The 18,484-nt window shown below is 64.1% G+C and carries 18 protein-coding genes; 9 read left to right on the forward strand and 9 right to left on the reverse strand.

The annotated features are described in order from the left end of the window. Window positions 1–183 precede the first annotated feature (183 nt). The gene (gene ccoS, locus ACYVJJ_RS12785; RefSeq protein ID WP_460834099.1) at window positions 184–357 is read left to right on the forward strand and encodes a cbb3-type cytochrome oxidase assembly protein CcoS; all 174 of its coding nucleotides are present in this window, start codon (window positions 184–186) and stop codon (window positions 355–357) included. Beyond that, on the forward strand, window positions 347–1,066 hold the full coding sequence (locus ACYVJJ_RS12790; RefSeq protein ID WP_460834100.1) for a sulfite exporter TauE/SafE family protein: 720 nt from the start codon (window positions 347–349) through the stop codon (window positions 1,064–1,066). The genes ccoS and ACYVJJ_RS12790 overlap by 11 nt, the downstream gene beginning before the upstream one ends. Before the next feature lie 109 nt (window positions 1,067–1,175). On the opposite strand, the gene ACYVJJ_RS12795 is transcribed toward ACYVJJ_RS12790, so the two are convergent. From ACYVJJ_RS12795 to ACYVJJ_RS12805, 3 genes are all read right to left on the reverse strand, one after another. Next, entirely contained in the window at window positions 1,176–1,949 is a 774-nt protein-coding gene (locus ACYVJJ_RS12795) for a helix-turn-helix domain-containing protein (RefSeq protein WP_460834101.1), read from the reverse strand. A gap of 710 nt (window positions 1,950–2,659) precedes the next feature. Beyond that, window positions 2,660–3,094 carry a hypothetical protein gene (locus ACYVJJ_RS12800; protein WP_460834103.1) on the reverse strand — a complete coding sequence of 145 codons (435 nt, stop codon included), beginning with the start codon at window positions 3,092–3,094 and terminating at the stop codon, window positions 2,660–2,662. A gap of 5 nt (window positions 3,095–3,099) precedes the next feature. Next, entirely contained in the window at window positions 3,100–4,713 is a 1,614-nt protein-coding gene (locus tag ACYVJJ_RS12805) for a patatin-like phospholipase family protein (RefSeq protein WP_460834105.1), read from the reverse strand. Window positions 4,714–4,935: 222 nt separating this feature from the next. On the opposite strand from ACYVJJ_RS12805, the gene ACYVJJ_RS12810 reads away from it, so the two are divergent. Beyond that, window positions 4,936–5,955 carry an MBL fold metallo-hydrolase gene (locus tag ACYVJJ_RS12810; RefSeq protein WP_460834107.1) on the forward strand — a complete coding sequence of 340 codons (1,020 nt, stop codon included), beginning with the start codon at window positions 4,936–4,938 and terminating at the stop codon, window positions 5,953–5,955. Window positions 5,956–6,006: 51 nt separating this feature from the next. On the opposite strand, the gene ACYVJJ_RS12815 is transcribed toward ACYVJJ_RS12810, so the two are convergent. Both ACYVJJ_RS12815 and ACYVJJ_RS12820 read right to left on the reverse strand, forming a co-directional pair. After that, window positions 6,007–7,428, reverse strand: coding sequence for a hypothetical protein (locus ACYVJJ_RS12815; protein WP_460834108.1), 1,422 nt, complete (start codon window positions 7,426–7,428; stop codon window positions 6,007–6,009). Further along, window positions 7,425–9,254 (reverse strand): VPA1262 family N-terminal domain-containing protein, encoded by a 1,830-nt coding sequence (locus tag ACYVJJ_RS12820; protein WP_460834109.1) that lies wholly within the window; start codon window positions 9,252–9,254, stop codon window positions 7,425–7,427. Before ACYVJJ_RS12820 ends, ACYVJJ_RS12815 begins: the two co-directional genes overlap by 4 nt. A gap of 127 nt (window positions 9,255–9,381) precedes the next feature. Here ACYVJJ_RS12820 and ACYVJJ_RS12825 point away from each other — a divergent pair, with 127 nt between their 5' ends. Both ACYVJJ_RS12825 and ACYVJJ_RS12830 read left to right on the forward strand, forming a co-directional pair. Beyond that, on the forward strand, window positions 9,382–9,813 hold the full coding sequence (locus ACYVJJ_RS12825; protein ID WP_460834111.1) for a hypothetical protein: 432 nt from the start codon (window positions 9,382–9,384) through the stop codon (window positions 9,811–9,813). Between the two features lie 14 nt (window positions 9,814–9,827). Continuing rightward, on the forward strand, window positions 9,828–10,478 hold the full coding sequence (locus ACYVJJ_RS12830; RefSeq protein ID WP_460834112.1) for a hypothetical protein: 651 nt from the start codon (window positions 9,828–9,830) through the stop codon (window positions 10,476–10,478). Window positions 10,479–10,485: 7 nt separating this feature from the next. On the opposite strand, the gene ACYVJJ_RS12835 is transcribed toward ACYVJJ_RS12830, so the two are convergent. After that, on the reverse strand, window positions 10,486–11,187 hold the full coding sequence (locus tag ACYVJJ_RS12835) for a hypothetical protein (protein ID WP_460834114.1): 702 nt from the start codon (window positions 11,185–11,187) through the stop codon (window positions 10,486–10,488). Between the two features lie 627 nt (window positions 11,188–11,814). Between ACYVJJ_RS12835 and ACYVJJ_RS12840 the strand changes: the two genes are divergently transcribed. Together ACYVJJ_RS12840 and ACYVJJ_RS12845 are read left to right on the forward strand one after the other, a co-directional pair. Beyond that, on the forward strand, window positions 11,815–12,219 hold the full coding sequence (locus ACYVJJ_RS12840; protein ID WP_460834115.1) for a hypothetical protein: 405 nt from the start codon (window positions 11,815–11,817) through the stop codon (window positions 12,217–12,219). A gap of 976 nt (window positions 12,220–13,195) precedes the next feature. Beyond that, on the forward strand, window positions 13,196–14,338 hold the full coding sequence (locus ACYVJJ_RS12845; RefSeq protein WP_460834116.1) for a zinc metalloprotease: 1,143 nt from the start codon (window positions 13,196–13,198) through the stop codon (window positions 14,336–14,338). A gap of 51 nt (window positions 14,339–14,389) precedes the next feature. On the opposite strand, the gene ACYVJJ_RS12850 is transcribed toward ACYVJJ_RS12845, so the two are convergent. From ACYVJJ_RS12850 to ACYVJJ_RS12860, 3 genes are all read right to left on the reverse strand, one after another. Then, complete coding sequence (locus ACYVJJ_RS12850; RefSeq protein ID WP_460834118.1) at window positions 14,390–15,346, reverse strand: SOS response-associated peptidase family protein; 957 nt, start codon at window positions 15,344–15,346, stop codon at window positions 14,390–14,392. A 300-nt stretch (window positions 15,347–15,646) separates the two neighbouring features. Further along, window positions 15,647–16,255: a tyrosine-type recombinase/integrase gene (locus ACYVJJ_RS12855; RefSeq protein ID WP_460834120.1), complete on the reverse strand. Its 609-nt coding sequence runs from the start codon at window positions 16,253–16,255 to the stop codon at window positions 15,647–15,649. Between the two features lie 46 nt (window positions 16,256–16,301). Continuing rightward, the gene (locus ACYVJJ_RS12860; protein ID WP_460834121.1) at window positions 16,302–16,718 is read right to left on the reverse strand and encodes a helix-turn-helix domain-containing protein; all 417 of its coding nucleotides are present in this window, start codon (window positions 16,716–16,718) and stop codon (window positions 16,302–16,304) included. Window positions 16,719–16,907: 189 nt separating this feature from the next. Between ACYVJJ_RS12860 and ACYVJJ_RS12865 the strand changes: the two genes are divergently transcribed. Continuing rightward, complete coding sequence (locus ACYVJJ_RS12865; RefSeq protein ID WP_460834122.1) at window positions 16,908–17,405, forward strand: hypothetical protein; 498 nt, start codon at window positions 16,908–16,910, stop codon at window positions 17,403–17,405. Between the two features lie 57 nt (window positions 17,406–17,462). After that, window positions 17,463–18,206: a HEPN domain-containing protein gene (locus tag ACYVJJ_RS12870; RefSeq protein ID WP_460834124.1), complete on the forward strand. Its 744-nt coding sequence runs from the start codon at window positions 17,463–17,465 to the stop codon at window positions 18,204–18,206. Window positions 18,207–18,484 lie beyond the last annotated feature (278 nt).

Here is an 18,484-nt window from a genome sequence, read left to right on the forward strand (position 1 = left end):
CGCGATCATCACGCGCGACGGGCTGCCCCGTGTCCCGTGCACGCGCATGCGTATCGGCGGCGCGCAGCGATCGGCATCGTGCACGCGCCTCGTTTCGGCGCGCCGCGGTGTCTCGCGACCCCCGCTTCGCGCGCTCCATTCGACATCCGTCAGCCGTCGCAGCCTGTCGGCGAGGCGCTCCGGATGAACATCCTGCTGCTGCTCATCCCGCTGAGCCTCGTGCTGCTGGTCGTCGCGATCTGGGCGTTCTGGCGCGCCGTGAAGGGCGGCCAGTTCGACGACCTCGACACGCCGGCGATTGACGTCCTGCGCGACGATCCGCCGCGCGCGCCTCGCGAGGGCGACGATGCCGGTTGACGTCGTCACGCTGGCGGGCGCGCTGCTCACGGGTCTCGTCGGCAGCGGGCACTGCGCGGTGATGTGCGGCGGCATCGCGACCGGCTTCTCGGCGATGTCCCCAACGGCGGGCTGGCGCTACGTGATCGAGCCGAACCTCGGACGTGTGCTGGGCTACGCGGCGGCCGGCGCGATCGCCGGCGGCGTCGGCCATGCGATCGTCGACGTCGCGTCGTTGCCCTGGCTGCCGACGGCGTTGCGCGTCGCGACCGGGCTGGTGGTGCTGCTCATCGGCCTGCGCCTGTGCCTGTCCCAGACGGCGACACGCGCGACGAGCCTGCAGGGCGGCGTCTGGTCGCTACTGCGCCCGATTCAGCGCCGCCTGCTGCCGGCGAATACGTGCACCCGCCGCCTCGCGCTCGGCGCCCTGTGGGGTTGGATGCCGTGCGGCATGAGCACCGCGCTGCTCACCGCGGCCTGGCTGCAGGCCGATGCCGGCGACGGGGCGCTGACCATGGCAGCCTTCGGCCTCGGCACGCTGCCGGTCATGCTGCCGCTGACGTGGTCGGGCCAGCATGTCGGACGCCGGCTGCTGCGCGGCGGTGCGCGCCGGGCGCTCGGCGGGATCGTCATGCTCGCCGGCGCGATCACCCTCGCCGCGCCGTGGCTCGCCCAAGTGCCGGGACTGCACGATGCCCTCGTCGCACTCGGGTGCCTGCCGACGCACTGACGCGGCCTCGCGCGGTTTCGAAACCGTCTGGATCGCGAAGATTCTTTCGCCGAGAAGTGCGTGCCGCCATGGTCGACGGGCCACGAGCCTGTCGCCCGCAATCGACGTCCTAGGCCCGCGCCCTCACCCTCGCACCATGCCCGCCGTCGCCGTCACCGTCGCCGTGCGCGAGCCGCTCCAGCTCCGCCATGTCGACGATCTCGACCTTGCGCCCGTGCACGGCGATCACACCATCCTCCTGCAGGCGCGTGAAGCCGCGGCTCACCGTCTCCAGCGCGAGGCCGAGGAAGCGCGCGATGTCCTCGCGACTCATCGGCAGGCGGATCACCTCGTGCGGTTCGCCGATCGTGCGCAGCCGCTCGGATAGGCCGTGCAGGAACAGCGCGATGCGCTCGCTCGCCTGCCGGCGCACGAGGATCTCGCGGTGGTCCTGGTCGCGCCCGACGCTCTGCCCGATGACGCGCATCAGCTGGCGCTGCAGGCCGGGGATGCGCGAGGCGACCGACGCGAGTTCGCTGAACGGCACCTCGCAGACGTTCGCGCGCGTGAGCGCGACGGCCTCGCAGCGGTGCTCACCGGTGCCGAGCGCGTCGAGTCCGACCAACTCGCCCGGCAGGTGGAAGCCGATCACTTGCTCCTCGCCGGACTCGGTCACCACCACGGTCTTGAAGGCGCCGTCGCGCGCGACGAAGACCGCGCCCATCGCCTCGCCCTGCCGGAACAGCCGCTCGCCGGCTTCCACCGGCCGCTTGCGCTTGACGATGTCCTCCAGTTGCTGGAGTTCGGCGAGGCCGATCCCCGCCGGCAGGCACAGCTGCTGCAGGCTGCAGCTCGCGCAGCCTTTTCTTAGGGTGATCAGGTCGATGGGCGTCGTGTCGGGCATCGTTCGGCCGGAAGCGCTTTCGGCTCGTTATAGCCTAAGCCGACTTACCGTTGCATGAGGCGCACCAAGGCTAGGCTGGTGCATTGGGCCCGTGGCGCACCTGACCGAAGGGGTACGGTTCTAGCGTCTACCCGCATTGCTCCGCTACCCATGGATCGGTGTCGGCATCAGCAGCACCGGGCTTGCATGTGTCCAGATTGGGGGCGCAGGGGTCCCCGCCCGCAAGCGCACTGAATTGAAACGGCGGCTTTGGGTCGAGCGGACCGGTAAGCGGTGGAAAACATGAATCGGCCTTGACCTAGCAACGCCGTCTACGGTGACGGCGCGCATCTCTCGCCCGCGATCGACTGACAGTTAGCATCGCTGCACCGTCCTGCTGAAGACACGACGCCCGACCGATCCCACGGGCCCGGAGGAGTACGGCAGGCTGTGCCGCCCGCTGATGTCTGCTTTGGGTCGAAAGCGGACGCGAGAGAGCGACGAGAGCCATACCAAGCGGATTAACCGAGAACAAGGTCCAGACAGGTGGTCATGTAGGCTTTGACGCCGGACAAACGACGGGGACTGATGCGATGCGAAGCAGCGTTCGCTGCTTGGCTGCCCGCCGCCGAACCCCCGATCGCGCGTGGAGCTCGGCCTGCGTCCGCTAGAGCAGCGGTTCCGCGATAGCAAGCCCGTGGAACGCTTGGCCATACTTCTACGGCTGCCGCTTAGTTGGCATAGGCGATGGCAAAGTGGACGAATACCGCTAGCAAGTTGACGATTACGCAGATCGTCGCAAGGATTTCCGAGACGTGCCAGAGCTTCCAGGACGGCAGCCACCGCGCTCTCTTCGCCTTGATGCCTGCGATCTGAAGTTCGACGTCCGCGACCCCTGCAAGCAGCGCGAGAGGCAGGAAAATGCCAATGAGCGATGCCGCTGCCATCAGGAACCCGGCGAGGCCGGGTGGATTCTGAGGGGCGAAGGCCCAAGCGACCACGCCGGCGGTGACCAGTGCGTTCGCCGTGAGGAGCGACGTCCAGAACGCCGTTTTTGCAGCCAGGACGTTCGCAGGAATCGAGGTCAGCCCAACGCTTGAATCAGGCTGACGCCCCTTGCCCCCGTCATCCGGCTCGTTCGGCGTGCTTGCTTGTGAGGTATCCATAGGAGTCAGTTCGTCCTCGATGGAGCCAGTCCGGGCCCATAGGTGCTGCGTGGCGTCGCGTTGAGTCCATCCTGGGCCATCAGTTCCCGCACATTTCCCTTCGTGAGCGTGTAGCCCAATGCGATGTAGGCGAGCGCCTCATCCAGCGCCATCGATTGGTCCGTGGTGGTGGTTTCAGGAAACCGGTGCGTGACCCAGCTGCCAAGCCACGGTGGATTGAACTGCCAGACGAGCTCACGCAGCGACGGCGTGTTCCTGAAGCGAAGGTGAGATGCGAGGTGGAAATACATGAGGTCTGGCACGTGGACCGGCGCCGCGCGAAGGTTCTCGCATTGCCACTGCCTCGTGCCCCCCGGGCCCGTCGCTTGCGGTAGCCCCAGGCGCGTCGCGAGCGGGCTGACAACCTCCTTACGGATCCGCTCCAGCCGGGCTCGATCGGGGTCGGCGTCGTACACCTGCGCACGGAGCCACTGAGGGATCTCCATCTTGACGTAATAGACGGGCGCGACGTCGGGGCCTCGGGTCAGGGACGCACGGTAGATCCCCTGTGGGTTGCCGTCGTCCCGCTTCAGCTCCAGCTTCCCGTCTTCAGCCTTCTTCAGTCTCGCCGCCAACGTGTTCCATGCGCCGAGCTTTCCCTCGTCGTCGAATTCGCCGTCAATGACGATGTGCGCACGGGTCCCTCGGCGGAAGGCTGCGATGGCGCCCAGATTCTCGGACCAACCCCCGTCCCCGAGGAAGGTCATGTCGCCGGGTTCGGCGTCGGCGAACGGCTGGTCGAACGCGACCTTGAGGACCGGCAGCGCTGCCCCTGAGGCCCCCACAGCCCGAACCCATGGATACTCGCGATTCGCCTGCGTCCAGAGCGTGCGTCCCGGATACGGTTCGAACGCACCGTAATGCAGCGGCGTGAACTCAAACAGGTGCTGGTTCCACGTCGGTCGTCGGCCCTCGGGGTCGTTCGGCTCGACCCATGGGTACCGGGTGGTCGCGTTCACGATCAGATAGGGCACGCGGTGCTCGCGAATCAGGGGCGCCAACGCGTGGATCGGCAGATCCCCATGGGCGCCGTGGCTGCCGTCCGGCCGTTCCTGATCAAACGTTCGCTCGAGGCTGCGAACGTACATCTCGCGACTCGCAGAGAACATGCGCGGGCCATAGATCACCTGGCCCAGCATTCTCGAGTATGGAACGAAGTTCGCTTCGGCGACGACTTCGCACACGCGTTCCAGAAAGCGTTCATTGTCGAATGCGGCAGCGCCAAAGTTGCGGGATGGATCGTCGTACTGCAGGCCATACATCCAATAGCTGGCGTAGCTGCCCCCCGATACGGAGGAGACGAGATCGACCTTGTCCAAGACGCCGTCGTCGTACAGCGCCTTCAGTGCTCCGATATTGACCAGCGCAGAGCGCAGTCCGCCGCCTGACATCGACAGGCTCAGGTTGGGCTGGCGCGCCCCTTGCAGCCTGGACCGCAAGAGTTCTGCTTCCTCCTGGGTAAGCTCAGGCTTGCCTTGCGTCGCCACCGGTGGGGCCACCGAGTCCTTGACCTGTGGCAAGCAACCAACGGTGGTCATTGCCATGAACGGCAGCGCGAAAATCGGGATAGCACGACGCATCAACGCCTCCTGCATTGCATGTGAGTGAGTCAGGCGCTCCCCGCGCCTCATCCGCGATCTCCTCGGCTCGGCCACCCCTGGCCGGCCCCGCGGTGGCCGCATGTGGCCGCCTTGGCCTATATAGCGTCACGTTCTTCGCGCGTCGAGCCCTGCCTGCAACGCGAGGCAGGGGCCGGTAATCTCGCCGGCGGGAACTTGGACCCAGCCCGTCGGAGTCGCGCCATGCGTCTTTTTAAATGCGCCATTGCAGTCCTCGCGGCCGGGCTGTCGGCGTGCCAGCATGTCCCACCATTGCCGACCACCGCGGGGGTGGAAAACCCGGGTCCGCAGCCTGCCCTGTCAGTCACGTGGCTCGGTACCTCGACCGTCACCGTAAGCGATGGCACGTCGACGGTGCTGATCGATGCATTCATTTCGCGCCCCCGTAAGCTGCGCTCTTTTTTCGGAGCGATCGGTTTGCCAACGCTTCGACCGACGCCCAATGCGCTCGATGTAATCGCGCATGCAGCGCACTTCGAAGATGTCGACGCCATTTTCCTTTCACACGCGCATCATGACCATGCGCTCGATGCCGGATGGATCGCCGCCGGATCCCGGGCGCGGGTGTTCGGCTCGCTCTCGGCGGCGCGCGTCGTCGAGGGAAGTCATCCGTCGGTGCCGTTCACGGAAGTGCGCGATACAAGCGCGACGTGTGTCGGGCAGTTCCGTGTGCGCGCCATCGGGTCGCCGCACAAGTCCTCGTGGATCGCGCCCGAAGGCGACATTCTCAACCCGGTGTCGACTCCAGCGCGCATGCGTCGATTCAAGGCTGGATCGAGCTTTGCATTCCTGCTCGAGCACCCCAGAGGCCGCGTCTTGGTGATTCCAAGCGCGGTACGGCCACCCGACATACCTCCGAGGTACCCGCCGGCGGACGTCGTTCTGCTCGGAATCGGAATGCTCGGGCACGATTCGGCTGATGACATCAAATCCTATTGGGATGCCGCCGTGCACCCTGGCGTGACCCGCCGCGTACACCCCATCCACTGGGACGACTTCACGCGTTCACTTTCCAAGCCGCTGGTCCCCTTCCCTCTTGATCGTGTGAGTCATTCGATCCAAGTGCTGCGCGATAGTTCTCGCGGCGTCGCCGAGTTCTCCTATCTGCCCGCGCTCACGCCCACCAGTTTGGGTGTGTACTCGCCGCCAGCCGGGCCCGATGGGTGGTGCCCGGGCACCGCGCGACACGCGTCAATCCCTTAGCGTTTTCTCAGGTCGCCTGTGCCGCGGGCGCCGGGGTTCTGCTCGACCTGATCAAGACGTGTGCGCGCTTCGACCCGGTCGCCCCAATCGGCTATAGCGTAGTTGGAAGTAGTCGTCGGGCTCAGTCGGATCGGGTGGCGGGAACGCAGGACTGTTCCCGGTTGCGATCTCGCTACCCAGCCGCACCAAGCGCAGCCGCGCAAGGGTCCGGTTGCGCGCGGTAAGGAGCGTCAGCACGTCCCGATGCCACGCATCTTCAGCCTCTTCGAGGCTCTGGGTCAGTCGCCTTTCCTCGGCGTCGCAGAAGGCAGCACCTTGCGTCGCGTAAAACAGGGCGACGGGATAGTCGAGCGCAGTATGTGGCACCCAGGAGTAGTGGCGCGATGGGTCGATCGCAGCGTAGTCCCATTCGTTCCAGCGTTCGAAGGCGGCAGACCACAGCACAGCCTGCTGGTCCGCAGGGATATGGCTCGCGAGCTCCTGAAGCAGGCGCGCCATCGAGTACGCACGCGGATCCGAGTCGCTCAGCTCAACCTCATTCAGCAGCATGCGCCAAGCCGTCTCCCCGAGGTCTGCGAGCGCACGCGCGAACGGTAAGTCGTAGATCGACTGCCCTGTAGGGAAACGCATGAGCCTGGCCCACTCGGGCCCGCGGCCCGACGACCACGCTTGAGTCATCAAACGCACCCGCCCCTCTGCAGTGTCATCCGCTGAAGTATCAGACTCGTCTGCGGCGGCCCATCGCCGAAAAGCGAGCAGCTTGATGACCGGTGAAGACACTTCGAGAGCCAATGCCGTCGCATCATGGCGTAGGACCTCGAGCGCGACCAGCCCGGTGACAACGGTAGGTGCCCGGTCGATCGCCCGTGCGCAGGCCGCCGGATCGATCGAGTAAAGCGCCATCAGCGCCACGGCGACGTCCAGATCCCACTCGGGCTGCAGCAAAGACTCGTACTGCATAACCGTTTCGAGATTACCCGTCTCGAGCGCGTGCTCGATTGCTGCCAAGTGACTGCGAGAATCGGCCGTTCGCATCAGTTCCACGTTTGTGCCGGCGATCAATTGCTCGAGTGCACTGCGCTCGAAGCGCTCAGCAGACAAGGCCGCTGCCTCTCGAAGCGCGCGCGGTTCAGTCCCCAGCGCACCCAGGAATCGCAGCAGCACGCGAAGCTGGCGCTCGCTCCTTGCCCCTGGACGCTTGAGATTACCTAGCTCGACATGAAGGGCACGAATGGCAGCAATCCAATTGTCCTTTTGGGTCGGCGTGAGGCGGCTGCCGTGCGCAACGCCGCGAAGAAACTGGAACTCTGAGTAGATTTCCTCGGTGTAGGCGTCCAGCTCGACAGCAAGCTGCTCGTCGGTCCACGCACTGCATGCCCGGAGGGCGGTAGCGACGCTGGCCGGCAACGCTACTGGGCCCGGCTGCAGAGCTGCGGCGAACGCTTCGCGCACACGATCGATCCTGGCCTTCATGGCGACTTCCAGATCAGGTGCTCGCTCCCTGTTAGCTTGCTCCAGAGGTCATCGAAAGATCGGCGGATAAGTTCGGCATTCGCCGCCTTCTGCAGGATGTGGTGCTGCTTGCCGACGCTGTTGACCGACGTCCCCAATGACCAGGCCAGGGGCGCTCCGCCTGCATCTGGGAATATTAGAAACCGGTCGTGAAACGCCCACGTCCCTGGCCCTGTACTCATGCGGTACTCGAGGTTCAAGCCGCACAGGTTTCCCTTGCAGCCGTCGAGATCGTCGATCTGCCGCGTGCGGTAGGCATCCCGGCGCGTCCTTGCCGCCTTCTCGTCGTCGGCCTCGTAAGGACCGGCGAGCTCTTGGCATTCGGGACGACTGCAAGGCGTCCAGCCGGGCTTGCCCAGAAGCTTCCGCCTGTTCTTGCAGTCGACGCACACTGGCTCGGCGGCTGCCGTTAGCGCGCGGAGCTCGACGTCGCTATACGGGCAATAGAAGAGAGTGTCGAGCAGGTCCTGACCCCGAAGGTATGGATCCCACAACCAGGCGCCGCCTTCCCCGTGCAGGGTGATCAACGCTCGGATGTCACTAAGCGCGCGCTCCGTGTCAGCTGCCGCTCCCGCTCCATACTGAACGAACTCCCGTGTAGCGGTCAGCTTCGCGTGGGTCGCCGTGAGTCGCCTCTTGGTGCGCCACGCATGTTGGGGATCGCCACTGGCGCGCGCAAGAACGTTCTCCGATACCTGCTCGCTGAGCTGCACGGTATGCGTCGGGCCACCGGAATTCCGCTGGAAGGTGCGCACGTTATTCGGCCCACTTAGGGAAAACCGGCCGACAATGCTTCGAATGAACGTGGTCGGTGGCGATGCACCCAGGATGACCTGGTTGGCGTCGTCCCACAGGGTGTATCGCACGCTACCTGAAGGCGCGTTCAGTTCCAGGGTGCATTCCGGCGTGGCGAGGAGCATTGAGCTGTACCCGCTGATTCCGTCTGCATCCGCGACTTCCGCAGTTGCACGTATTGGGCGCGCTTGGATCGCGTGTCTCCAAGCGGAACGAAGTACGCAATCGCCGTCGACCGTTCCTCGAACTTTGGTCACAAGTTCAGTCACAGGCAGTTGGATCACAATGCTCCCCAGTCGGTCGGGCATGGCATCAAGGCCCCATGGCACTGCCCTGCTGATCAACTTGGAGAGGTCGATCTGTCGCTGCGTGTCTGCCACCAAAAACTCGAGCACGTGTTTGTCCGCGTCGAACAGCTCCAGCACGTAAGAGCCGTTCCAGAAATTATTCTTGAGGATCGAGTTCCACGGGCTGGATGTCGCCCCGTCCGGAGCGACGAATATCGGTGCCAGCGGATCCAATGCGCCAACGCCGATCTCGAACTGTCCAGGCTTCCAGACGCCGCGTGAGCTCAAGGTAGCCAGGGCAGCCGACAGCTCATGCAGCGGGATGCGGTAGCGGCTGACCCCGAACTTCCAGTGTGAGCCGAGCTGCGGAGGCGGCGTGCAGGCGTAGCGCGCGGGCCCCGGGGGCGGGCCCGGGTCGCGTCTGTCGCCAACGATTACTGTAAGGACATTGGCGGGCGGGCTCAGCTCGCCGCTCTTGTCCTTCAGCAGCACGAGCTCGGTAACTTCGAAGCTCGTATAGCGTCCTAGGATCCCCGGCGTGGCCAGGCGCTGCAGCTCCTGACAGAGCCGCGTTGAGTTCCATGCCATAGGCAGCCGTCCCCACGGCATTTTCCTCTGCAAGTTCATCAGCATATCGCGCGTGCAGGTGCGCCGCCCGCCCCCCGTCCGCAGCAGTGCCATGTCCAGCCAGTAGTGAGAGGTCATCCACGCAGGCTGTGCTCTCCGTCGCTGACTAGGTACTCTGGCTCGGTGTCCGAGCGACCGAGTCATCGTTGCTGGGCCGCCCGCGTCCTTTAGGCATAATCGGCTCCACTGTCATCGCAAACGGCCCATGACCCGATCCTTCAAGCGCGGCGTTGAATTCCCGCACGAAGGCTTCGTGCAGCTGGCGATCGAGGCGTTCTTCGAGTCGAAGGGCTATGTCGTCGACGTGGCCCAGCGCGTGGACCTACGTTGCGTCCATGCAGTGTCTGGGGAAACGTGGCACGTCGAGGCCAAGGGGGTTACGACCCAGGTGGGTCTGGACTTCCGCACCGGGCTCGGGCAACTCGTGCAAGGCATGCACGAGCCGAATGTGCACTACGGGCTTGCTGTCCCGGATACCCCGGCTTTCCGCACGCAGGTCGATAAGGTGCCTTCTATGGTTGTCTCAGCGCTTGCGCTTCATTGGCTTTTCGTCGGGCCGGACAAGACAGTCACGATCGTCCACCCCAATGGACCCGACCGTGCGGCCGTCCACGAGACGCATGGCAAAGCGCCATAAGCGAGGCTGACGGAATGGCCGGGCTACTGGAGTCGATCATTGCGAGGTTGGGCAGCACCGCCCTGTCGGCCGTAGGCAGCTACCTTCGCGCACGCTTTAAACCCCGCAGGCTCGACAGGCCGGCTGCACCACGCGACTTTTTCGAGCACTTCGGCCCGGGCGTGCCGCAGGAGCGGGTCCGTGAGCTTTTGGGGGCACCTCATCGGCAGCTCGAGCGACACTGGGGTTACGTGTTCAAGGACGCCTTGGCGCAGTTCGAGATGGATGGTGCCGGCGTCGTCGAGTCGGTGGCCCTGGCACTGACCGCCACCTCCCCCAAGACGGGGTTTCCCATACCGGGTTTGGGCATTGCGCTCGGCAAGCTGAGCCTGGATCACTTCGCGAGCGATATCGACGGAAAGTTCCAGCTGCGCGAGTCCGGCAGGACCTGGGAGCTCGTGTACCAGACGCAGCTGCCCCCGTCGCTGACGCGCGCCCACTACACCTTCGGCACGTTGTCGGTTCTGACGCCAGGGGAGCTCGACGAATCGATTTTCAGCGTCGAAACAGCCCGCAAGAGCGCCCGCCTCGCGTCAAAGGGTGTTCGCGTGAACTGGGTGGGGATCTCACGGTCACCCGAAGAGTTGTGGTTCGAGTGGTCGCTCGCGCTTCCCATTGCGGCCTGAGTTGCATTCAACGAAACAGCGCATCGATATCAGCGATCGCCGTCGGCCCGTCACCGGGTGGACGGGTCGCCACCGTCTCGCCCTGGACCGGCCAAGGGGGAGCAAGCAGGACCACGGTGTCGCGGCTTTTCGCCGGGCCATGGGCCTGGGCCTCGTGACGCGACTTGCCGTTCGAAGCGAAGATGACATAACGCTGGCCTTCAATAGGCGCAAAGTTCCCGCTCACGTCCAACTCGGTGCCATCCGGTTGCCTCCCGGACGCCTGACGGATCGCGACGACCTCGAGCGGCGCGTCGGAGCGCCAAACGCGGTGCACGCGCAGCGGAACCGTCGAGGCGAACCCATCGGCGCGTGGGTCCGCTCGATCCCACGGGCCAGCCGTGCCCATGACGACGGTGTCCGCCAAGACGGCCAGGTCCTCGTGGGTCGCCTGAGCCTGATGCAAGCGCGCGGCCGCCGGCACGAGTTGCTCGGCCCGCCTGCGAATCTCCGCATCGTCAAACCCGAGCTCTGCGAGCACGCTCATGACCTCCTGACGCGTGACCGGGCGTGCAGCGACCTTCGACGCCGGCATGGTTCTCAAGACGCGGTCGACTCCCTTGACCGCAGAGCTCGTTGTGGTCGTGTTGGTCGAAGCCGAGTTGTCGGCCTCGGGCGAGCAGGCGGCGAACATGACCACGACCGCTGACGCGAAGAACGCGTGCTTCACGGCAGTCGCCATCAACGCACCCCGTACTCGTATCGAAACTCGTTGTTATGGGCCGCGACCATTCCACGTCGGCCAGCCCATAGCCTGCGCTGAAGGCCGGCCGCCCGTTATCGGCGATGGCGACTGCGCAGCCGGACACGGTGCCGGTCATGTCGGCAAAGATCCGGTCGACGGACGCGGTGCGCGGGTCGGCGGCCGACGTCGCGCAGGGCATAGCCAGAACTAGGCAGGTCAGCAGTCGCTTCACGGTCGGGCTCCGATCGGATCGTCGTGAAGATACATCGTGCCGTGGAGCCTTCCTGGATCAGCCATGTCCGCTATCGGCCAGCAGGAGACGTCGTGGATAGGAAATGCCGACACCACCCGCGAGGACCTCGTCAAAGGCTGCGGGGGTGTCGTGGTCTCGGGCGAGCGGAAGATCGGGCTCCTGCCCTTACCGCCTGACTCCACCCCGCTTCCTTCGGGGCTTGGCCGGCCTGGTCACGCCCGGGACGGAGATAGAATGCCGCGCCTGAGCAGCCGTAGCTGTCCGGCGTAGCCCTGCTGGTGGGTCGGATTTTTCTGAGCTGTAGGCGCATCGGGGGGCGATCAATGCTGAGATTGAGAGCAGCTGCAGTGACTCTGGTCTTGGCGCTGCTCACCGGCTGCCTGCCGCTCCCGCACCGTGAGCCTCTGATCCCCCGGATCGAAGGATCGCTCATTTCCGCATCAGGTCCCCTTGCGGGCGTACGCGTCGTGGCAAGAAACGGGTCTGCGAAAGTCGTGGTCCTTACGAAAGCCGATGGCTCGTTTGAGATCCAAGAGGCCGTCTACATCATTCCGTTCACGACCGTCCGCATACCGGATTACGAGCTGTGGCTCCATGCGCAGATCGACGGTGTCAGCCGCGAGCTCTTTTGGGAGCGCAGCACTGGGTATGCGCCGCGCAATGCCTACCGAGTCCAGTGCATGGTGAAGCAAAGCCGCGCAACGAAATGCGCGATCTACGCCGGATCGCCTCGCGGCGAATTCCATGGGCAGCGGATTCACTGACTGAGCGTTGCATTGCCCTTAGTCAAAAAGGCTGCCGACTAGTCCGGCCGCCCCCGCAGAGGCTTTGCGATGGGCGTAACCCCATATGCACACCGCTGGACCTTTCACGCGTGCCGACCTGCGAAGTAGGCCAAGACGCCACGTACATTCTCACGGTCGCGATGGATCGAGTTCGACGCCTCGGCTACGAGTGACTGGCACCGTTGGACCAACCAGTCACCCTCCCGCAAGGCTTCTGCGCTAGCGCCCCGTGCGTCCCCTAGCCAGGCTTCGACCCAACCGTCGCCCTTCTGATAGCGCTGATTCCGATGCGGCTTCACTCGGGCCAGTAACCGTCTGGCTAAGTTCCCAAGGTGCCGCGGTAGATATGCGGGTCTACGAAGTGCGCACTGCCGCGACGACAGCCGGCGAGCAATCCGCCGACCTGCAGCTCCCGCTGGCCCCTCTCACTTCCGAGCGCACGCTCAAATTCCGCCCAGCGTGTGCGGGTGACGAGGACCAGCCCTTCATTGGGACGAGTGCGATACATCCCGCCATTCTCGACAGCGCCGTCTCACCGCCTGAGCCGTCGGCTCGACCCAAAGCCTCGGCACTAGGCCGCTTAGCAGACTTGCCTACAGCGGGACAGGAAAAAGTCTGACATCCACATACACGTGATCCGACAGACACAGGGATGGCTTCACCGGATCGTAGGTGCGTGGGGAGCCCGATCACGCGTTCGCGGCTTTTGACCACCTGTCACGTGAAAGGACTCAGCCATGTACCCTCCATTCTCCTTGGCCCGTTTGTCGGTGGCGACGTGCGGCGCGGCTGCCCTCGCCCTTGCCTTCACTGCCTTTGCTGGACCGGGCGGTGTTGCAGTCCCGAAAGGCCCTGTCGGTAAGTTGCAGCCAACACGGCTCCCGATCACCGATATCCAGCTCGGCGGCAACTGCCGCCAGCAATCTCAGACGCTCACGATCCTTCCGGTCTCTCCGTGCTCGCCGCCAATTCCGACGGCACCAAAGCGACCGGTGAGTGGATCGATGGAAAGCTCGTGCCGAAGGCGCCTTTCCTCCGCGCCGGTAACGGCGGCCCGAACTTGGTCACGGAGGACTACAAGGGCGATTACATCCGCCAGTGGGTCGCAATTACGAACAGTGTGCTAGCGGGCTCGGGCGCGGGATTCCGCCTCGACAGCAATATCGTGTTTGTCGAAGAGAAGAATTCGACCCTCAATGCGGCGACCGACGGCGACGCGATCAATGCATTCTTCAAGGGCAAGCGCGCGGACACTACGGCGTCCAATCCCTATGCCAAGCGGCTCATCATGCTGTTCGCGTGGGGGACGGGTGACCAGCCATCCGGTGGCGGCGCATCAGACATTCGCGCCTCATATGTGCTCATGCCCGCCAAGGTCGACGGCGGGACGCAGATCCAGGGCGAGCCTGTACCCGGCTGGTACATGATGGCCCACGAACTGGGGCACCACCTGGGTCTTCGGCATACGTTTGCCGATGGGCCGCGCGACATCTTCGAACAGCTCGCCCAGGGCCGCACGCTCACGGGGCTGAGCGCGGTGGCCGACGGAGGCGTCGTACCTACCTGGGGCCCGGTTCCGGCAGCGGCGGACTACGGTCCGCACACGCCCAGCGCTGCGACCAAAAAGCTCGTTGACGAGTACTACAACAAGTGGCCCTACAGCTTCGATCAGGACCAGTTCGATGTCGTGGACGAGGTCAGCGGCGAAGTGCTCGCGCGCGGCGTCAAAGACACGGGTATCGATCTCGGGCTTGGGCTCGCCCCGTACCTGTCCAAGGGTTCATGCGAAGCGGTCAGCAATGTCTCCATCGGGCCGCTGACGGGCATCGACAACTCGGTCAATCGCCGCAATCCGATGAGCTACACGCTGTGCCCCGCGTCCCAGCTCTCGTTCTCGCCTGACCAGGTCACGGTGATGACGGAAACCTTGGCTCGCCCGAGCCATAAGGTCTTCGTCACCACGAAGACAACCAAGTCGTGGAAATGCAGCCCGCCGCAGTGGAACACGGGGCCCGGTCGGGTCAAGCCCGGTGAGCCGGTGATGAAGCGCCGTCTACCGGGACCGGTGTGGCCTGAGCGTCAGCGCTCCAGTCGCTGAGGCGGGCCTTGGGCCGGCCCGCAAGGGCCGGCTCGGGCGGCACGTCGCACCTCAGGCGGCCAGGCGATGCTCGTAATAAGGGCGGTCGCGATCGTCGAGGATCGCGTACAGGTCCTCCAGCCGTGTTGACGGCTGGAGCCACGCGTCGAGGTTCTCGGGCCGAATCGGGATGATGCAGCGATCATGGCCCGCTGCCGCCACTTCTGGCGCGGGCTCGTCGGTGATCGCGGCGAAGGACAGCAGGTCCGGCTCGCCGGGCGCCGACCATCTCGACCAGAGGCAGGCCACCAGCATGTCGTGCCGGGGCCGGGGCCGGAATTCAAGGATGACGCTCTCCTCGACTTCGCCCTCTCGCAGCTCACGACCCTCGGCCGCGTGCCGTGCAACGTGCTCGTAGAACGACGTGGCGAGCACGATCCCATGCGTCATGCCGAACTGACCGCGCCAGAAGCCTTCAAGATTGTCGCGGCGCGCGTTGTAGGTGCCCGGGTACTTGCGGTCATACGTGGCCGGTTTTCCGCACGGCCGGCACTGGTAGCGCATCGGCTTGATGACCCGTTCCCCACCTTCGATCACAAGCACCGGCGCATAGACACCGGGATAGATGCGCGCATCGCCCTCCTTGGGCGTGGTCCGCTCAAGGTCGGCCAGTCGGGCCTTGGCGCGGGTGATCTTGTCGGTCGCGATCCGGGCGCTTTCGGTCGCCGCTTTCGTGGTCTTCCCCTGCAGCTTGCGCTGCGCATCCGTCAGGCGCTTGATCTGGGCGAACAGCTCCTGCTGCAGCCGGTGCGCCTCCTGCGCCCGGTATGCGCTGATCAGGTCGCGAATCTGGCGTTCGGCCTCGCTACGCGGCGACATGAACGCGTCGTCCATCGCCTTCGGGGTCTTGTGAGGCGCGCCTTGGCTGCGCTCCCAGAACAGGCGGACATAGTCGTCAATGGAGATCTTGGCGCCGAACTTGCGCTCGTAGTCCCGGTGCTCGGCCCGGACCATGGCGGAGTAGCACATGGAGCAGCCTCCCGATGGGCAGGCCTCGATGCTAGCCCGATCCCCGTCTTATCGGACGGCCAAGGCAAACGCCCCGAGGAGGCTCAGCAGCCCGAACAGGGCAATAGCGGGAGTGAGACGGCGCGGTCGCATGACGGAGTCCAGGGAAGAGAAGCCCCGGATGGCGAAAGCGGCGGGCTCATCGGGGCTTCCGTTCCCGATTCCGCAGGCCGCCCATCCGGGGCACCCCTAGGCTCTCAAACCGACGCGTGTCGTGTCGGTCTGTAGGGCTTCTCCGCATTGCAGGGTCGTCCTACCTCGTCACGCTTCCGTCTGCTCGGCCATCTCCAGAGCGTCTTCCACCTCGATGCCCAGGTATCGCACGGTGCTCTCCAGCTTGGTGTGGCCCAGCAGGATCTGCACGGCGCGGAGATTCTTTGTCCGCCGGTAGATCAAGGACGCTTTGGTGCGTCGCATGCTGTGGGTGCCGTAGGTGTGTCGATCGAGCCCCAGGGCCTGGATCCATGACCCGACGATCCGGGCGTACTGCCGGGTTGAGAGGTGTATTGCAGCGCCGCCTCGGCCCGGGAATAGGTAGGCGGCATGCCCCAACGCTCCCACGCGGATCCAATCCGCCACCGCCGTCCGGGTGAGATCGGAGATCTCGAACTGGACAGGTCGTCCGGTCTTGCGCTGCAGGACGATCGCCCTTCGCGCAACGGATCCCCCGGTCGAGAGGTCGCGGACACGCAGGCTGACCAAGTCGCACCCGCGCAGCTTCGAGTCAATGGCCAGGTTGAAGAGCGCGAGATTCCGCGTCTTCTGCTCAATCTGGAGCCGAATGCGGACCGACCAGATTTCGCTTAGGCGCAACGGCGCCTTCTGGCCGACGAGCTTTCCCTTGTTCCACGGTATCTGCCTTGTACGCATCGAAGCCTCCTAAGTGAAGGCTTCACGGTGACCGAGGCTCAGTGGGTCAGGCCATCGCTTCCAGGCGGCGGGCGGCCTCACGCTTGCCAAGTCCACGGACCGAGGCGAGCGCGGCTTGCTGGCTGCTACGTGGCACAGCCTTGCCAGCCTCCCAGTTGTAGACCGACTGGCCGCTGGCACCGATCAGGCGCCCGAAGTCTGACGCCGACAAGCCGAGGCGCGAGCGCAGCGACTTCAAGCCGCTAGCGACAAAGCGTGTTTTTCGCGGCTCTGCTTCAACGTCGGGTTTCGACGTCGCAGCGCGACTACTCGCCTTCAGTTCTCGCTGCAGCGTTGAGATCTGTCGCTTCAGCTCCGCAATCTCACGACGGTACGAAGCGTTGGCCTTCCGGAGCGGATCGACAGCGCCCTTAATTTCCTTTCGCGCCAGGCGGGTGATCTCGCTTTTCAGGATGGAACTCAAATTGGGCATTGACGGCACCGGTAGTCGATACCGTCAGTCTAGCGGCTGTGGTTGGGGCACCTTCACGCGGAGGTCCTCTATCGGCCAAAAGCGGACATGCTTACCTTGATGTGTGGCGGTACGCGTTCCCGCCAGCAGGTTCTGCGATAACCAGCCCGCGCGTTGACCCTTCGCCCCGCTAAGCGGACCATGAGCCGTTTCCGCCTCTCTATAGAGGCCAAATCGGTGTTAGGCCGAAATGGGGAGTGCATGGCCAAGTTAACCATTCGATCTTCGAGCGCTGCCGCCGTCACGATCACGCGCGCGGCGGTCAAGTCGGAGAAGCTCGTCTACGTTGCAGTAGCAAATAAGCCTCTCACGTACGAGTACGGCCGATCCCGCATTGCATACATCGGAACTACCAAGAACGGCGCACACCGAATGGCAGCAAGCGCGGCCGCTAAGGCACTTGAAATGCTAGAGCTGCATGGCATCAAGGAGCTCGCGTTCTACACCGTGACGTGTAAATCTCGCCAAAACGTTAAGAGCTGGGCAAAACTCGAACGCGCCTTACTCCTCGTGTTTCGGGAGAAGTTCGGGGAGATCCCGGAATGCAACACGCAGGGGAGCAGGATGAAGTGGAAAGATGAGCTCAACTACTTTACGCGCCAAAGGCTGGAAGGCGTTATTGCGCAATATTCGGCCTAACAATTCGTCCAAGCCGACGCCGCTTCGCGGCGCGGCTTAACTCAGGTGTTAGCTTGCATGCCCGACATCAATATCCTCTTAAACGACTTTGCTACTCGCTGCTTCCGCGACCTTGCTGACGGCGACTACATTTGTGCGCGTACCGCATACCGCGCGAAGCAAATCGAACAGTTCCATTGGATGGGGCTACAGGCGATCGAGAAGTACCTCAAGGCCATACTTCTCTACAACAAGATCAAGGCTCCGAAGGTGGGCCACTCTCTCAGCAAAGCCCTCGAGAAGACCAAGCAGCTTCCCTTTGCCTTGGCCCTCTCTAAATCAAGCCTAAGCCTGATTGAGCACTTGGACCGTTACGGACAGTCTCGATATCTGGAGATTTCTCACCACATTTATGGCCCAAAGCTGATCGAATTCGACAAGGCCGTCTGGGAAATTCGCCGCTACTGCCGAGTGCTCGACTATCAGCTCCAAGTAAAGGCCGATGGCACTAAAGTTGCCATGCTGTCCATGGAGCTTGAACGAATTGCGAAGTCAGAGTCACTCCCATGCCATAAGTTCAGCGTTCCGGGTGGACACTTGGAAAAGATTTTGGCTAAGAAGGATCACCCGGCGCGGTCGTTCCTCGTCTGGAAGAACTTCTTCTACGGTGCTCGTTCGAAGAAAGTTATATCCATGCGCACACACGGCGAGGCTAAGAACTCACCGCTCTTCCTGCACCCGGAACTTCTAGATGTTATCGATCAGTACGTGTTCCTCCCGCCAAAGCTGCTAAGCGCTTACCGTGACCTACACGCAAGCTAGCAATTCGTCCAAGCCGACGCCGCTTAGCGGCGCGGCTTAACTTAGGCGTCGGGAGCCGATGTCCGCTTTGGATCGATAGCAGACGCAGTTTAGAAGCGATGTGGGAGGTCACTAGCCCGACGACCGCGTAAGCTTCCAGAGCCGGCCATAGCAAGTCTTGGATCTAGGGGCGGTCGAGCGAATCGAGCAGGAGCGGGCCGGGCGAGACCGAACGTCCGCTCATGCGCAGAGGCGTACGCGCTGCGGGTACGGAGGCTACCGGACCGCTGAGCCACGGG

The sequence above is a fragment of the Lysobacter humi (ex Lee et al. 2017) genome (assembly GCF_054781815.1).

What these genes read in the sequence shown, in the direction of transcription:
- ACYVJJ_RS12810 (WP_460834107.1), top strand. Translation starts at nt 4,936, where the DNA reads ATGCGTCTTTTTAAATGCGCCATTGCAGTCCTCGCGGCCGGGCTGTCG.
- ACYVJJ_RS12830 (WP_460834112.1), top strand. Translation starts at nt 9,828, where the DNA reads ATGGCCGGGCTACTGGAGTCGATCATTGCGAGGTTGGGCAGCACCGCC.
- ACYVJJ_RS12790 (WP_460834100.1), top strand. Translation starts at nt 347, where the DNA reads ATGCCGGTTGACGTCGTCACGCTGGCGGGCGCGCTGCTCACGGGTCTC.
- ACYVJJ_RS12865 (WP_460834122.1), top strand. Translation starts at nt 16,908, where the DNA reads ATGAGCCGTTTCCGCCTCTCTATAGAGGCCAAATCGGTGTTAGGCCGA.
- ACYVJJ_RS12795 (WP_460834101.1), bottom strand. Translation starts at nt 1,949, where the DNA reads ATGCCCGACACGACGCCCATCGACCTGATCACCCTAAGAAAAGGCTGC.
- ACYVJJ_RS12825 (WP_460834111.1), top strand. Translation starts at nt 9,382, where the DNA reads ATGACCCGATCCTTCAAGCGCGGCGTTGAATTCCCGCACGAAGGCTTC.
- ACYVJJ_RS12805 (WP_460834105.1), bottom strand. Translation starts at nt 4,713, where the DNA reads ATGCGTCGTGCTATCCCGATTTTCGCGCTGCCGTTCATGGCAATGACC.
- ccoS (WP_460834099.1), top strand. Translation starts at nt 184, where the DNA reads ATGAACATCCTGCTGCTGCTCATCCCGCTGAGCCTCGTGCTGCTGGTC.
- ACYVJJ_RS12820 (WP_460834109.1), bottom strand. Translation starts at nt 9,254, where the DNA reads ATGACCTCTCACTACTGGCTGGACATGGCACTGCTGCGGACGGGGGGC.
- ACYVJJ_RS12870 (WP_460834124.1), top strand. Translation starts at nt 17,463, where the DNA reads ATGCCCGACATCAATATCCTCTTAAACGACTTTGCTACTCGCTGCTTC.
- ACYVJJ_RS12850 (WP_460834118.1), bottom strand. Translation starts at nt 15,346, where the DNA reads ATGTGCTACTCCGCCATGGTCCGGGCCGAGCACCGGGACTACGAGCGC.
- ACYVJJ_RS12855 (WP_460834120.1), bottom strand. Translation starts at nt 16,255, where the DNA reads ATGCGTACAAGGCAGATACCGTGGAACAAGGGAAAGCTCGTCGGCCAG.
- ACYVJJ_RS12815 (WP_460834108.1), bottom strand. Translation starts at nt 7,428, where the DNA reads ATGAAGGCCAGGATCGATCGTGTGCGCGAAGCGTTCGCCGCAGCTCTG.
- ACYVJJ_RS12800 (WP_460834103.1), bottom strand. Translation starts at nt 3,094, where the DNA reads ATGGATACCTCACAAGCAAGCACGCCGAACGAGCCGGATGACGGGGGC.